A 13,458-nucleotide genomic window follows, 5' to 3' on the forward strand; every position below is an offset into this window, starting at 1 on the left:
TACTGGCCGACCATGGCCCGCAGCAGCGAGGTCTTGCCGACGCCGTTGCGGCCCAGCACGCAGGTCACCTTGCCGGGCTCGGCCGTGATCGAGACGCCGCGCAACGCCTGCGCCGCACCGTAATAGAGGCTGATGTTGTCAACTCTTAACATGTGGCGCCCTCATCGGGCGAATGGCGAGTAGCGAATGGCGAATAGTTGGAGGAACTACGTTTTCATTCGCTATTCGCCATTCGCTACTCGCCCCTATCTTCCCAGATACACTTCGATCACGCGCTCGTTCGATGAAACCTGATCGATGGTCCCCTCCGCCAGCACGGTGCCTTCGTGCAGACAGGTCACCTTGACGCCGAGTTCGCGCACGAAGGTCATGTCGTGCTCGACCACCATGATGGTCTTGTCCTTGTTGATTTCCTTCAGCAACTCGGCGGTCTGTTGGGTTTCGACGTCGGTCATCCCGGCGACCGGCTCGTCGACCAGCAACAGCTTCGGGTCCTGCGCCAGCAGCATGCCGATTTCGAGCCACTGCTTCTGGCCGTGCGAAAGGCTGCCGGCCAGCTTGTGGCGCGCATCCTTCAGGCGGATGGTTTCCAGCACCCGCTCGATACGTTCGGATTCGTCTCGGGTCTCGCGCCAGAACAGCGTACCCCTGACGCTGTGATCGACATTGAGCGCCAGCAGCAGATTGTCCTGAATGGTCTGGCTCTCGAACACCGTCGGCTTCTGGAATTTGCGGCCGATTCCGAGTTCGGCGATCCGGGTCTCGTCGAGCCGGGTCAGATCGGTGACGCCGTCGAACAGAACCTCGCCCTCGTCCGGCTTGGTCTTGCCGGTGATGATGTCCATCATGGTGGTCTTGCCGGCGCCGTTAGGGCCGATGATGGCGCGCATCTCGCCGGGCTCGAGCGTCAGCGACAGATTGTTGATGGCGTGAAAGCCGTCGAAAGAGACGTGCACGCCGTCGAGATAGAGCAGCGCCGAGGTGGTGCGGGTTTCCATGGCATTCATGCGCTCACTCCGCCGGCTTCGGTTTGCTGACGTTGACGCCGTCTTCGAGCGCGGTGCTTTCGGCATTGACCGAGATGCGCTGCGCCTTCCAAGGCTCCCACCAGGCGTTGAAGGTGCCCATGATGCCTTTTGGCAGCAGCAGCGTCACCAGGATGAACAGCGCGCCCAGCATGAACAACCAGTACGGAGCCAGCGGACCCGAGGTGAAAACGGTTTTGGCGTAGTTGACCACGACAGCGCCGAGAGCTGCCCCGATCAACGTGCCGCGACCGCCGACCGCGACCCAGATCACCGCCTCGATCGAATTGCCCGGGGCGAATTCGCCGGGATTGATGATGCCGACCTGCGGCACATAGAGCGCACCGGCGACACCGGCCATGCAGGCCGACAGGGTGAATACGAACAGTTTGTAGGATTCGACGCGGTAGCCGAGAAACCGGGTGCGGGATTCGGCGTCGCGCACCGCGATCAGCACCTTGCCGAGTTTTGACGTCACCACCGCGCGGCAGATCAGGAAGGCAATGATCAGCGCCAGACAACTCAGCAGGAACAAGGCCGCCCTTGTGCCATCCGCCTGAACGTTGAATCCGAGGATATCCTTGAAATCGGTCAGGCCGTTGTTGCCGCCAAATCCGAAATCGTTGCGGAAGAACGCCAGCAGCAGCGCATAGGTCATCGCTTGCGTAATGATCGAGAGATAGACGCCGGTGACGCGGGAGCGAAACGCCAGCCAGCCGAAGCAGAACGCCAGCAGCCCCGGCACCAGCAGCACCATCACCGCTGCGAACCAGAACATATCAAACCCGTACCAGTACCAGGGAAGTTCCGGATAGTTCAGGAACACCATGAAATCAGGCAGCACCGGATTGCCGTAGACGCCGCGGCTGCCGATCTGGCGCATCAGGTACATGCCCATCGCATAGCCGCCGAGCGCGAAGAACGCGCCGTGGCCGAGCGAGAGAATGCCGCAATAGCCCCAGATCAGGTCGATCGACAGCGCCAGGATGGCGTAGCAGACATATTTGCCGAACAGCGCCACCAGATAGGTCGGCACCTGGAACATCGAGCCTGCCGGCAGCAGCAGGTTGGACAGCGGGATCAGGAAGCCGATCGTGGCGACTACGGCGAGGAATATGGTCGCGCTGCGGTCGAGCGAACGCGTGAGCACATGCGGCATCATGCTTCCACCGCCCGGCCCTTGAGCGCGAACAGGCCGCGCGGACGTTTCTGGATGAACAGGATGATCAGCACCAAGATCGCGATCTTGCCGAGCACGGCGCCGGCAACCGGCTCCAGGAACTTGTTGGCGATGCCGAGCGCGAAGGCGCCGACCAGCGTACCCCATAGATTACCGACGCCGCCGAACACCACCACCATGAAGGAGTCGATGATATAGCTCTGGCCGAGGTTGGGGCTGACATTGTCGATCTGCGACAGCGCCACGCCGGCAATCCCGGCGATGCCGGAGCCGAGGCCGAAGGTCAGCGCGTCGACGCGCGAGGTCGCGATCCCCATCGATGCCGCCATCCGGCGGTTTTGCGTGACCGCGCGCATCTCCAGCCCGAGCGCGGTATAGCGCAACATGGCGAGCAGGATGGCGAACACCGCCAGCGTAAAGCACAGAATCCAGAGCCGGTTGTAGGTGATGGTGACCTGGCCCAGTTCGAACGCGCCGCTCATCCAGGAGGGGTTGCCGACCTCGCGGTTGGTAGGCCCGAACATGGTGCGTACCGCCTGCTGCAGCACCAGCGACAGCCCCCAGGTCGCCAGCAGCGTCTCCAGCGGCCGGCCGTAGAGAAAGCGGATGATGCTGCGCTCGATCAGGACGCCGATCGCGCCGGCGACGATGAATGCCAGCGGCACGGCCATCAAGAGCGAATAGTCGAACAAATGGGGATAGCTGGTGCGGATGGTTTCCTGCACCACGAAGGTGACATAGGCCCCGATCATGACCATCTCGCCATGGGCCATGTTGATGACGCCCATCACCCCGAAGGTGATGGCGAGGCCGATCGCCGCGAGCAGCAGCACCGAGCCGAGCGACAGCCCGTACCAGGCGTTCTGCACCATCGACCACAGCGAGAGGCTGCGCTGAATGGTCGCCTTCGCGTTCGCCGCGGCGCTCACGATCGCAGCCGGCTGGTCCCCGGTCAGTCCGGTCAGCAGCGCCATCGCTTCCTGATCGCCCCGCGCCTTGATGGTGGCGATGGCCTCGAGCTTCTCGACATCCGTGGCGTCGGGCTTGAACAGCAGTATGGCCGCCCGCGCCTCGGTGAAGGCCAGTTTGGCGGCCTTGACGGTTTCGTTCTTCAGGGCATCGTCGACCAGCGGCAGCATGGCTTCGTCGTGGGTCTTGAACACCGACTGGGCGGCCTGGATCCGCTTGGCGGGATCGGGCGACAGCAGGGTCAGTCCGCCCAACGCGGCTTCGACGGTGCGGCGCAGGCGGTTGTTGAGGCGAACGGCGGCGGCCGCCGCAGGCAGGCTGGCGACCTGTTCGGCGGTCACGGCATCGATGATCTTGCCGTCGGGCTGGGTGACGTAGACTTTCTTGCTGTCGGGATCGGCCATCAGCCGGCCGTCCTGCAGCGCGCTGATAATGGCAAAGGCGAGCGGATTGCCCGATGTGGCCACCGCGCCGATCGCTTCGTCGGTGTCGGAAAATTCGTCATTGGCGAACTTGCCGACCGCATCCTCGAACGGACCCGCGAGCGCTGGCGATGCGACGGCGGCGATCAGCAGAAGCGAGAGGGCAAGCGCACGAAAACGGTCAAGCACGTTGGCAAACACTTGATGACCCCGGCAGGAGTTAAGGAGAAGGCGGCATTAGCGCCGCCTTCTCCAGTCTCATGGTATTGGTGGGAGATCAGGAACCCTGACCGCCGCACTTGTCGGTCTTGGTGTTGTAGTTGCCGCACTTCTTGCCAACCCAGTCGCCGATCAGGTCCCTGGAGCCGTCGAGCTCCTTCGACCATGCATCGCCGGCCACCAGGCCCGGGGTCTTCCACACCACGTCGAACTGGCCATTGGCTTTGATTTCGCCAATGAACACCGGCTTGGTGATGTGATGGTTTGGCAGCATCGTGGAGGTGCCGCCGGTCAGGTTCTTGGCCTCGATGCCGGGCAGCGCGTCGATCACCTTGTCGGCGTCAACCGTCTTGGCCTTCTCGACCGCCTTGATCCACATCTCGAAGCCGATGACATGTGCTTCCATCGGATCGTTGGTCACGCGCTTCGGGTTCTTGGTGTAGGCCTGCCAGGCCTTGATGAACTTCTCGTTGGCCGGATCCTTGATCGACTGGACGTAGGTCCAGGCGGCGAGATGGCCGAGCAGCGGCTTGGTGTCGATGCCGGCGAGTTCTTCTTCGCCAACCGAGAACGCGACAACCGGGATGTCGGTGGCCTTGATGCCCTGGTTGCCGAGCTCCTTGTAGAACGGAACGTTGGCATCGCCATTGATGGTCGAGACCACCGCGGTCTTCTTGCCGGTGGAGCCGAATTTCTTGACGTCAGCGACGATGGTCTGCCAATCGGAATGACCGAACGGCGTGTAGTTGATCATGATGTCTTCCTGCTTGACGCCTTTCGACTTCAAGTAGGCTTCGAGGATCTTGTTGGTGGTGCGCGGATAAACGTAGTCGGTGCCGGCCAGCACCCAGCGCTTCACCTTCTCGTCCTTCATCAAATAGTCGACCGCGGGGATCGCCTGCTGGTTCGGCGCAGCACCCGTGTAGAACACGTTGCGCTCGCTCTCCTCGCCCTCGTACTGCACCGGATAGAACAGGATCGAATTCAGCTCCTTGAACACCGGCAGCACCGACTTGCGCGACACCGAGGTCCAGCAGCCGAACACCACCGAAACCTTGTTCTTGGTGATGAGCTCGCGGGCCTTCTCGGCGAACAGCGGCCAGTTCGACGCGGGGTCCACGACGACGGCCTCGAGCTTCTTGCCGAGAACGCCGCCCTTCTTGTTCTGCTCGTCGATCAGGAAGAGGACCGTATCCTTCAGCGTGGTTTCGCTGATGGCCATGGTGCCGGACAGCGAATGCAGGACGCCAACCTTGATGGTCTCCTGTGCCTTGGCATTGGTGAAGGCAGCCAGGCCCAAGACCAGGCCGGCGGTCGCCGCCAGCCAGCGGCGGCGGCTCAGTGGCGTCGCTATATCGTGAGTCAATTGAGTAAGCATGAGGTGTCATCTCCCTGACGCAGACGTTAAAACGCTGCGAAACGGCCCCACGGCCGCCTGCGTTAACGGAATCGCAAGAACCGTGCCACCTGCATAAATTTGGCTAACTATATGACAATATTGAAAAATTGTCGTGACAATCGAAAAAACGCCGAAATACTTGCCTAGTTACTAAGCTAAGAAATTGTATGCTCAGGAGGCAAGCTGTTTGATTTTTGAGCAAGTATGCCCCGTTGGCTAAATTTCCGGCAGGATAATTCTTGCGCTGCAGTGGGTGGAGGAGCCACGCCCTGCTGCAAAACGGGCTGTTCGCCAGATCCTTAACCGCGTGAAGGAATCATCACACGATTCACCTTGAAAGCGCCGCGTTCGTGTTCCATATGAATACCACGACCCAGGGAATCACCGGGTCACTGCGAGCCGCGTGTTCTGAGCCCGTCCAACGGTTTCTGGCTTGCCCCTTCAGCTAACCAAAACCGACGCCCCAGACACGCGGGTGTCTCTGACACCCTCGCGCGCTCCTGGCTGCATCAGCCGGGCGCCTGCCCTTTATAATGGAAAGCACCCACCTTTTGACCTCCTTTCAGGACTTCGGCCTCGCCGAACCCATCTCGCGTGCGCTCAAGGAAGAGAATTATCTGACGCCCACGCCCATCCAGACTCAAACTATCCCCATCGCAATCACCGGCCGTGACGTCGTCGGCATCGCCCAGACCGGCACCGGCAAGACCGCGGCCTTCGCGCTGCCGATCCTGCACCGCATTCTGGAAAACCGCATCAAGCCGCAGCCCAAGACCTGCCGCGTGCTGGTGCTCTCGCCCACCCGCGAACTGTCCGGACAGATCCTCGACAGCTTCAACGCCTATGGCCGCCACATCCGCCTCACCTCGGCGCTGGCGATCGGCGGCGTCCCGATGGGCCGCCAGGTCCGCTCGATCATGCAGGGCGTTGAAGTCCTGGTGGCGACCCCCGGCCGCCTGCTCGACCTCGTGCAGAGCAACGGCCTGAAGCTCGGACAGGTCGAATTCCTCGTGCTCGACGAGGCCGACCGCATGCTGGACATGGGCTTCATCAATGACATCCGGAAAGTCGTCGCCAAGCTGCCGATCAAGCGGCAGACGCTGTTCTTCTCGGCCACCATGCCGAAGGATATCGCCGAACTCGCCGAAGCGATGCTGCGCGATCCGGCACGGGTCGCCGTGACGCCGGTGGCCTCGACCGTCGAACGCATTACCCAGCGCATCATCCAGGTCGACCACTCCAACAAGCCGACCTTCCTGGCCAACCTGTTGAAGAGCGAGACGGTCGAACGCGCGCTGGTATTCACTCGCACCAAGCATGGCGCCGACAAGGTGGTGAAGAGCCTAGCCCGCGCCGGCATCACCGCCGACGCCATTCACGGCAACAAGTCGCAGAACCACCGCGAGCGCGTGCTGGCGGCGTTCCGCACCGGCGAGATCCGCACCCTGGTCGCCACCGACATTGCCGCCCGCGGCATCGACGTCGACGGCATAAGTCACGTGGTGAACTTCGATCTGCCCAACATTCCCGAGACCTACGTCCACCGCATCGGCCGTACCGCGCGCGCCGGCGCCGAGGGCGTGGCGATCTCGCTGATCGCGGGCGCCGAGGAAATGGGCTATCTGCGCGACATCGAAAAGCTGATCCGCATTGCCCTGCCGAGAGAAGATCACCGCACTCCTGGCCATCGCGAAGCCGCACCGCCGCCCGCGCAGCATCGCGGGGCACGGTCCGGACCGCGCGGGCATACCGGCAGGGGCAGTGAAGTCGCCGCCCCCGGCTCGAAAGGCCCTCGCCGTAACCGCCGTCCCGGTGGTAATGGTGGCGCGCCGCAAACCAACCGCCACGAGACCAGCCGGCAGGAGCCATCCCGTCCGGCGGCGCAGGCCAGCGGCAAGGCCGAAGGGATGCAGGGGGTTGCGTTTTTGCATCGCGAAAGCCGTCCGAATACCAGACCCAACCGCACCCAACGACCGCGCTGAACGATCGACCTGGAGACAACCATGGCTAAAGAAGAGCTGATCCAGTTCGAAGGACTGGTCACCGAAATCCTGCCCGATGCACGCTATCGCGTGCAGCTCGACGCAGGGCACGAGATCGTTGCCTACACCGCCGGCAAGATGAAAAAGAACCGGATCAAGACGCTGGCGGGCGATCGGGTGACGATCGAGATGTCGCCTTACGATCTGGAAAAAGGCCGGCTGATCTTCCGCCACAAGGACGAGCGCCCGGGTGGTGGACCGCCTCGCGGTGCTCCGCCGCGCGGTCAATTCCGGCGCCGTTAAAATCGCGCAGACCGCGTGGCAAAACCATGGCGATGCGTAGGCAATAGCCTCCAGCTGCGATCCCCGGCACGATCAAAAAATCGTGCACGTCAGGATTGTTTTGGGGGCTATTTTGCAATAATATAATCCTATCGATTTTCGGCCGGACGACATTAGCTATCCACCGGTACAGCCGGTTTAGACGCTGACGACCCTTCCAAAAATTCGATCTCACCAGCCCATCGCAAGTGGGCTTCTACTATATCTATCTTGAGAAGGGACTACCCCGTGAGCATGGGAACCGTGAAGTGGTTTAACGCGACCAAGGGCTTCGGCTTTATTCAACCGGATGACGGTGGCAACGACGTGTTCGTGCACATCAGCGCCGTAGAGCGCGCCGGCCTTGGAACGCTGCGTGAAGGCCAGAAGATCTCCTACGAGATCGTGGCCGATCGCCGCTCTGGCAAGTCTTCGGCCGACAATCTGCGCGCCGCCGGCTAACGATATCTCCGGGCTCTGCCCCCGGGGAAATCCGACCTGACTAATGTGAAAGGCCGCGCCCGGTGCGCGGCCTTTTTTATTTGCACGGCGGCTTCGACTGGCGCCGATCGCGGCCGGACCGGCCTGCTGTCACGAGGTTGGGCAGTTGGGGAGAGGGCCTGAATTCGGCGTCGGGTAAATCACGCAGGTCGACTGCCGCGGACGGGTATAGGCGACGTCCTTCAGGTCGACCCCGGCCGGCGCCATCACCTTGCCGACCGCCGGTACATAGCGATAGCTGACTTCGCTGAAGATCAGGTAGGTGCCGCTGACCTTGAGTTCGGTTGGGATCGTGAGCGTGCTTCCCACCGCACGCGGCGCGTAACCCTGGCTCCACATCACCTTCACCACCAGCGAGCCCGGGACGACATACAATTCGGAGATCGTCGATTGCGTCGGCGCCGACGGATAGGGCGTCATGACTCCCTTACTGGCGGCAAAGAAACCGGTGAGGTCCGCGTTGTTGACCGACGTCGACTGCGACGTCAGATCGGACAGTGTTCGCGCCATCAACGTCACCTTGCGGTTGACCGCCACGCCGGATGAAAACTCCACCGTACCGAAGAACATCACCAGCATGACGGGCACGATGACTGCGAATTCGGTCGCCGCAATGCCGCTGCGATCCGCGAGCATCCTCGTGGCGGTGCGCCGCATGCGAAGCCAGATTTGGAATATCGACATCGTTTTCATCGCTTGGTCCTGTCAGCAAGGCGCAGTGGCGAGGAAGGGCTCGTTGCGAAATGCGGCGGTCGCGGACAACAACCGCTTGCTGCCGGACAGATTCGAGATGTTGTAGCCAAGCCCGGTGACGAACAGCGGCCATTGATAGAACATCCGCACCACGACGATGTCGCCGCCCGCACCGGGGCAATAACTGGTGGGCGGGATGAAATTCTTGCTGCCGTCGATCGGTTCGGTGATCGCGACGTCGGGAAAGGTGGGGTAGCTCTTGGCTTCGATATGGAGATTGTCACAGTCGAAAAGCACTCTGGCGAGCGCACCGGCCGGGCAAACGACGGTGTTTTTGAATTGCACCTTGCTGTAGTTGGCGGTCTGCGCCTGGCCGGTCATGATCAGGCGTGCGGAGTCCTGCGTCACGGTCTCCAGCACCTGGCCTGCGAAAAACACGATCGCGGTCTCGATGATCGCAAACAGCAGCGCGAAGAACACCGGCGCCACCAGCGCGAATTCGACCGCGGCCGAGCCGCGGCGGTTGCGCCGGAACCTGTGCAATGCGATTCGGAACGAGCCTGGTGCGGCGGCGGGCGATGACATCGAACAATCCTTAAATCGCGGCGGCAATTTCCTGCCCGCGAGGTTTACCCGAAACAGATTGTTGAAGTGTTTCGCCGGATCGCAGCAGGGTGACCCGCTTTGTTAACCGGCCCTTAACCATTTTCGGTGTGATTCGCCGATCGCGGATCGCGGCGGACCGCCGCGCCGGCTGGCGCGGCCTGTCAGTTCTGTGATTTGCCCCCGGCTGCGGCAGCGCCGCTGGCCTGGTTGGAGAGCGAGCCGGCCTGATCGATCGCAGACTTGAAGTAGCTCTCGCCGTCACCGAGGGTGACGCGACGCTGGCAGATCGGCATGCAGCTGTAGGATTCGCGTTCGACGCCGCGATAGATGGTGACGAGCTGGTCGGTCGGGCCCTCGACCTGGATGATGCGGTCCACCAGGATATCCCCGGCGCGGTCCATCGCGATGAAGTTGGTGGCGCCGTAGCCCTTGCCGGTGACGACGATGATGCCGCCGTTCTGCAGCGTGACGTCGGCGATCAGCGGGTTGCCGACCACGATGGTGGCGACCTTGCCGGGGAGCTTGACCAGTTTGGCCTGATCGACATTGACAAGGACGGTATCGGCCGCGGGCGCGGCCAGGGCCGCTGCCGGCCACAGCAGCATTCCGATCGCGAGCGAGCGGAACGAGGAAAGCGCGCGTGAGCGCATACGCAAGCAACTGAACGACATACTCTACCCCGGGGCGTTGACGAGCCGGCAAAAGCGATACGCAGCGGAACCGGCGCCCGACCGAGGTAATTCTGGCCTAAAACTAGTGAATGAAGTGCAAATAGAGATGGTAAACGCGCCGGCTGTCTGACCTCAGCGACCGTTCCGAACAAAACACCTCGGGCTGGCAAGGCAAACTTAGAACCATCTATTTAATGTCGGCGCGCTGCTAGAGCTTCAAAACCCAGCTGCATCGGCTAGTCGAAAGTCACGCAATAGAATGGGTTTCTGAGCCTTTGCATCGTAACCAACGGTCATCCACCGGACGCCGTCGCGGTGAACGATCATCACCCGTCCGTACGTTTTATGTTCAGCCAAAACCTTAGGCGCCTCATCATCACTCTGGAAGTAAAATTTTGGATCAGCCAAGAGGACCCCTAGTTCCGTTTTTCGACCCTCTATACCAATCACGAAGTCAGGATAGAATCCCCGTCCATCAGGCATAAGAACGTTGACGGACCACGGCCGTCGCGGCTCATTGCGATGCCACCAAGTGACAATTCCGTTTGCATCGTGATCAAGCAACTCCGCAAATGGCCGCTCCCAACTATTCAATCCTGCAGGCATAATACCGTAGACATTACGCGGCGACTTCGAGAGTGGTTCAAACGCAGTGATTTCAGGGGGAAGATCGGCAGCTTCCAGAATCTCAGCGTTCTTAGCATGTGCGGCTTTTTGCGCTTCTAACAGCAAATCAGGCTGCGTGGCCAGGATAACGTTGAGGAAGTGCGCTACGCTGGCCGGCTCATCTGCCTCACTCATCGTCTCATCGCGCATCACCATTTCGACTTTGCGAAGAAGGGCACGCCGCAACTCTCTCGGATCAAATGTCTTGTTTCTGAAAAGCACTCTCTGCGCTGCTTGCGCGGCTTGCGAGTGTGAAAGGTCTGCCGCAAAATTAAACTCCTGCTGAATACTCTGAGTGAAAACTTCGATTGTACGTCTTTCCACAGGAATCTTACTTTTCATCGCCTCAAAGAGATTTCGCGTTGAGATCATGAATCGTTGAGCACAGTCCTCTTCAGTAGCGTCGCTTTCCGTAGACACTACCTGCGTCTTAAAGCGCGTTGGCACATCAGCCCGCAAAGGATAGCGGTGGTGCCCTATGTTTCCAACTGACGCTTGCAATCCGCTGGCCACGGACACGCTCGGGTTCGGGCTAACAGACGGACTCTCAAAAAATCCCGAGAAATCGAAAGCGGCTCGCGGTCGCGTGACCTCCGCAATTTCTGGGTTGTCACCGGGATCACCGAACTCCTCAGTTGCATCTTCAGATGGACCAAGACCGAAAAACGAAATCTGTCCCGCTTCATCTACCTTACCTACGCCAGAAACCTCAAGGCCTAGCCGCAGCGCTACAGTTGCAAAGCTTGCTTTCGCGTACTCGGTTTGAATGGAATTAATTCTTTGTCCTGCCAAATCGAGGCCAGCTTGCGTCTCGGCATCGGCGAGAAAGACATACCCAAATTTCAGCGCATCGGGTAACGTCTTGGCCCTCGCTCGGCCATGCAATCGACGATGCACTCGCAGAATACGACCAACAAGCTGAACCCCGAAGTCCGGATCGCGACTGGCGCGCATCGAGACCAAAGTAAAGGCCCTGGGCGCATCGAAACCTAGCGCGACTGCCATCTTGAAAATCAAGACTTCTCGCTTCTCGTCGTTCGCTAAAGCCAAAAGGCTTGCATCGGGCTCAGCTGCGGTATGTACGGCGATTTGCTCTTCAGTGAACCCGGCCCCAAGAAGTCTCTGCTTCAACTTCTCAACGCTCTTTTCTGTCGAGTCCGCTTGAACTAACAAGAGTGGGACAAGTGGCACCTTGATATCCTGAAGCGTTTGCTTGATTTTACGATGTGCGGCCACTCCGTCCCGTAACGCCGTTCCCTGCAAGTCCACCAAGGTGCGCTTTTCCGGCTCTACAAAATACGCCGCACATTTGATCCCCACCTTTATTAGGCCCGCATCGACGGCATCCATTCGGCTCACGCGAATACGCTGCAGCTCGGCAATCACCATAGCCTTTTCAAACGCCTTGATATCCGAATCATCAGGTGTCGCCGTTATCAAGATCGTGTATTCCGGCCTCAAGACCTCGCGGAAGAATTTAGCAGCCTGCGTTCCCTCGCCAAAACCGTGATGCGCTTCATCCACGACAACACCGACACGAAGTCCCTGTTCACGAAGCGTTACTATCAACGTATCGATTGATGGATTTACATCGCCTTCCTTGCGAACATTTCGGCTGTCCTTCACTCGCGTCGCAACCGTCTGCCACGTAGTCACAAAAACGTCGCCTCGCCGGCTCATCGCTGCGGCACGATCATCTGCCAACTCACGCAACCGGAGTCCTTGGAACTGCTCTCGCAATGCTGCTGTCGTTTGTCCGACAACCCCCCTGAAAGGAGCAAACCAAAACCAGACGACTTCCTCATTTTGGCTGAACCGTTCGACGATAGTTCCAGCCATCAACGTTTTGCCGGATCCTGTCGGCGCCTCGATCAGTAAATAGCCATTATGATTAATCGCCGTGGCCCTGCTGGCCGCATCCGTTCCAGCTGCGTCGAGCAGATTCATAGCTGCAGCGAACAGATTGACGCCGCTATCGACAGCGTCCTCTTGGAAGCCGCGAAGCGGAGTGACGCTCATCGCTTCAACCTTTCATTCCAAAGCGCCTAGCCAAACTCTCAGGAATCGCTTCGTGCTGCACATGATCTGCACGAATATGCTGCCTCAGGGTTTCAGGTTGCCACGAATAGAGCATAACGGCGGCCCTCTCTTCGACCACGCTGCGTAAAGCCGGGACAAGCGATGCATGGAAACGAGGGACATAGATTAAAACTTCATCTGAGTCACCCGCCTGCAGAAAATCAGATGACGAATATGCTTCTAACGTTTCCCGGTGGATCATCTGAAGCGCTAACCATACTTGCTCATGCTTTATGTCTACCAAAAGTCCAGCCTCGATGCGTCGGCAGATCAGATAAGCAAAATCACCTCCAAGACCGGGCGCGCTGCCATAGCCCTCAATGACGTTTTTTACTCGCCGAGCGCAGACATCGCGACAAATGTTCTTATTCGGCTCATCGACTGATGCTTCGGTATTGGAAACGAGAATAAAGCGACGCCTACCGGCTTCCTCACCATCAGAACGATTGCATTCCAATACCGCTTGTGCGGTTGTTCCAGAGCCGGCGAAGAAATCAAGCACGAGATCGTCTCTTGCGGAAGATTGTCCAATCAGAGATCGTATCAGCGATGGCGGCTTAGAATGATTAAATGCTTTCGTACCAAGGATAGCATTGATCGCGTCCGTCCCCTCGCCCCCACGCTCACTTCGCATCAGTTCGATTTGCTCGTCCATATCGTCATAAAGGTACGATATCTCTTCATTTTTGCCTCCGATCCAACTGCTCAGCGGCGCGACCATTTTC

Annotated in this window: 13 protein-coding genes; 3 read left to right on the forward strand and 10 right to left on the reverse strand. The window is 59.7% G+C overall.

Annotated elements, in window-relative coordinates; genetic code table 11:
* From Q8N40_RS20920 to urtA, 5 genes are all read right to left on the reverse strand, one after another.
* A partial coding sequence (locus Q8N40_RS20920; RefSeq protein ID WP_305713153.1) for an ATP-binding cassette domain-containing protein occupies positions 1-152 on the reverse strand: 152 nt, incomplete at its 3' end.
* Between the two features lie 93 nt (positions 153-245).
* Positions 246-1,007 (reverse strand): urea ABC transporter ATP-binding protein UrtD, encoded by a 762-nt coding sequence (gene urtD, locus Q8N40_RS20925; RefSeq protein ID WP_305713147.1) that lies wholly within the window; start codon positions 1,005-1,007, stop codon positions 246-248.
* 4 nt (positions 1,008-1,011) lie between these two features.
* A complete protein-coding gene (gene urtC, locus Q8N40_RS20930) occupies positions 1,012-2,187 on the reverse strand; it encodes an urea ABC transporter permease subunit UrtC (protein WP_305713148.1) in 1,176 nt (391 codons plus the stop codon).
* Positions 2,184-3,785: an urea ABC transporter permease subunit UrtB gene (gene urtB / locus Q8N40_RS20935; protein WP_371135769.1), complete on the reverse strand. Its 1,602-nt coding sequence runs from the start codon at positions 3,783-3,785 to the stop codon at positions 2,184-2,186. The genes urtC and urtB overlap by 4 nt, the downstream gene beginning before the upstream one ends.
* 88 nt (positions 3,786-3,873) lie before the next feature.
* Entirely contained in the window at positions 3,874-5,193 is a 1,320-nt protein-coding gene (urtA, locus tag Q8N40_RS20940; protein WP_305713150.1) for an urea ABC transporter substrate-binding protein, read from the reverse strand.
* Positions 5,194-5,747: 554 nt separating this feature from the next.
* On the opposite strand from urtA, the gene Q8N40_RS20945 reads away from it, so the two are divergent.
* The 3 genes from Q8N40_RS20945 to Q8N40_RS20955 all read left to right on the forward strand — a co-directional run bounded on the left by Q8N40_RS20945 (position 5,748) and on the right by Q8N40_RS20955 (position 7,979).
* Positions 5,748-7,196, forward strand: a complete 1,449-nt coding sequence (locus tag Q8N40_RS20945) for a DEAD/DEAH box helicase (RefSeq protein WP_305319169.1) — start codon at positions 5,748-5,750, stop codon at positions 7,194-7,196.
* A 21-nt stretch (positions 7,197-7,217) separates the two neighbouring features.
* Positions 7,218-7,499: a translation initiation factor IF-1 gene (gene infA, locus Q8N40_RS20950; protein WP_011474121.1), complete on the forward strand. Its 282-nt coding sequence runs from the start codon at positions 7,218-7,220 to the stop codon at positions 7,497-7,499.
* 267 nt (positions 7,500-7,766) lie between these two features.
* Positions 7,767-7,979, forward strand: coding sequence for a cold-shock protein (locus tag Q8N40_RS20955; RefSeq protein WP_011474122.1), 213 nt, complete (start codon positions 7,767-7,769; stop codon positions 7,977-7,979).
* Between the two features lie 129 nt (positions 7,980-8,108).
* Here the strand turns inward: Q8N40_RS20955 and Q8N40_RS20960 are convergent, their stop codons facing one another.
* The 5 genes from Q8N40_RS20960 to Q8N40_RS20980 all read right to left on the reverse strand — a co-directional run.
* A complete protein-coding gene (locus Q8N40_RS20960; protein WP_370870812.1) occupies positions 8,109-8,702 on the reverse strand; it encodes a TadE/TadG family type IV pilus assembly protein in 594 nt (197 codons plus the stop codon).
* Positions 8,703-8,723: 21 nt separating this feature from the next.
* A complete protein-coding gene (locus tag Q8N40_RS20965) occupies positions 8,724-9,296 on the reverse strand; it encodes a TadE/TadG family type IV pilus assembly protein (protein ID WP_305319170.1) in 573 nt (190 codons plus the stop codon).
* A 182-nt stretch (positions 9,297-9,478) separates the two neighbouring features.
* On the reverse strand, positions 9,479-9,988 hold the full coding sequence (locus tag Q8N40_RS20970; RefSeq protein WP_371135772.1) for a pilus assembly protein N-terminal domain-containing protein: 510 nt from the start codon (positions 9,986-9,988) through the stop codon (positions 9,479-9,481).
* Positions 9,989-10,204: 216 nt separating this feature from the next.
* Positions 10,205-12,673, reverse strand: coding sequence for a DEAD/DEAH box helicase (locus Q8N40_RS20975; RefSeq protein WP_305713151.1), 2,469 nt, complete (start codon positions 12,671-12,673; stop codon positions 10,205-10,207).
* Positions 12,674-12,677: 4 nt separating this feature from the next.
* On the reverse strand, positions 12,678-13,458 hold a 781-nt coding region (locus Q8N40_RS20980), incomplete at its 5' end, for a DNA methyltransferase (RefSeq protein ID WP_305713152.1).

Source organism: Bradyrhizobium sp., from assembly GCF_030693485.1.
In the GTDB taxonomy this organism is placed as follows: Bacteria; Pseudomonadota; Alphaproteobacteria; order Rhizobiales; family Xanthobacteraceae; genus Bradyrhizobium.

Bases quoted from the DNA above. Each gene is read 5' to 3' on its own strand.
- urtD (WP_305713147.1), bottom strand. From the start codon at position 1,007: ATGAATGCCATGGAAACCCGCACCACCTCGGCGCTGCTCTATCTCGAC.
- urtC (WP_305713148.1), bottom strand. From the start codon at position 2,187: ATGATGCCGCATGTGCTCACGCGTTCGCTCGACCGCAGCGCGACCATA.
- urtA (WP_305713150.1), bottom strand. From the start codon at position 5,193: ATGCTTACTCAATTGACTCACGATATAGCGACGCCACTGAGCCGCCGC.
- Q8N40_RS20945 (WP_305319169.1), top strand. From the start codon at position 5,748: ATGGAAAGCACCCACCTTTTGACCTCCTTTCAGGACTTCGGCCTCGCC.
- infA (WP_011474121.1), top strand. From the start codon at position 7,218: ATGGCTAAAGAAGAGCTGATCCAGTTCGAAGGACTGGTCACCGAAATC.
- Q8N40_RS20960 (WP_370870812.1), bottom strand. From the start codon at position 8,702: ATGTCGATATTCCAAATCTGGCTTCGCATGCGGCGCACCGCCACGAGG.
- Q8N40_RS20965 (WP_305319170.1), bottom strand. From the start codon at position 9,296: ATGTCATCGCCCGCCGCCGCACCAGGCTCGTTCCGAATCGCATTGCAC.
- Q8N40_RS20970 (WP_371135772.1), bottom strand. From the start codon at position 9,988: ATGTCGTTCAGTTGCTTGCGTATGCGCTCACGCGCGCTTTCCTCGTTC.
- Q8N40_RS20975 (WP_305713151.1), bottom strand. From the start codon at position 12,673: ATGAGCGTCACTCCGCTTCGCGGCTTCCAAGAGGACGCTGTCGATAGC.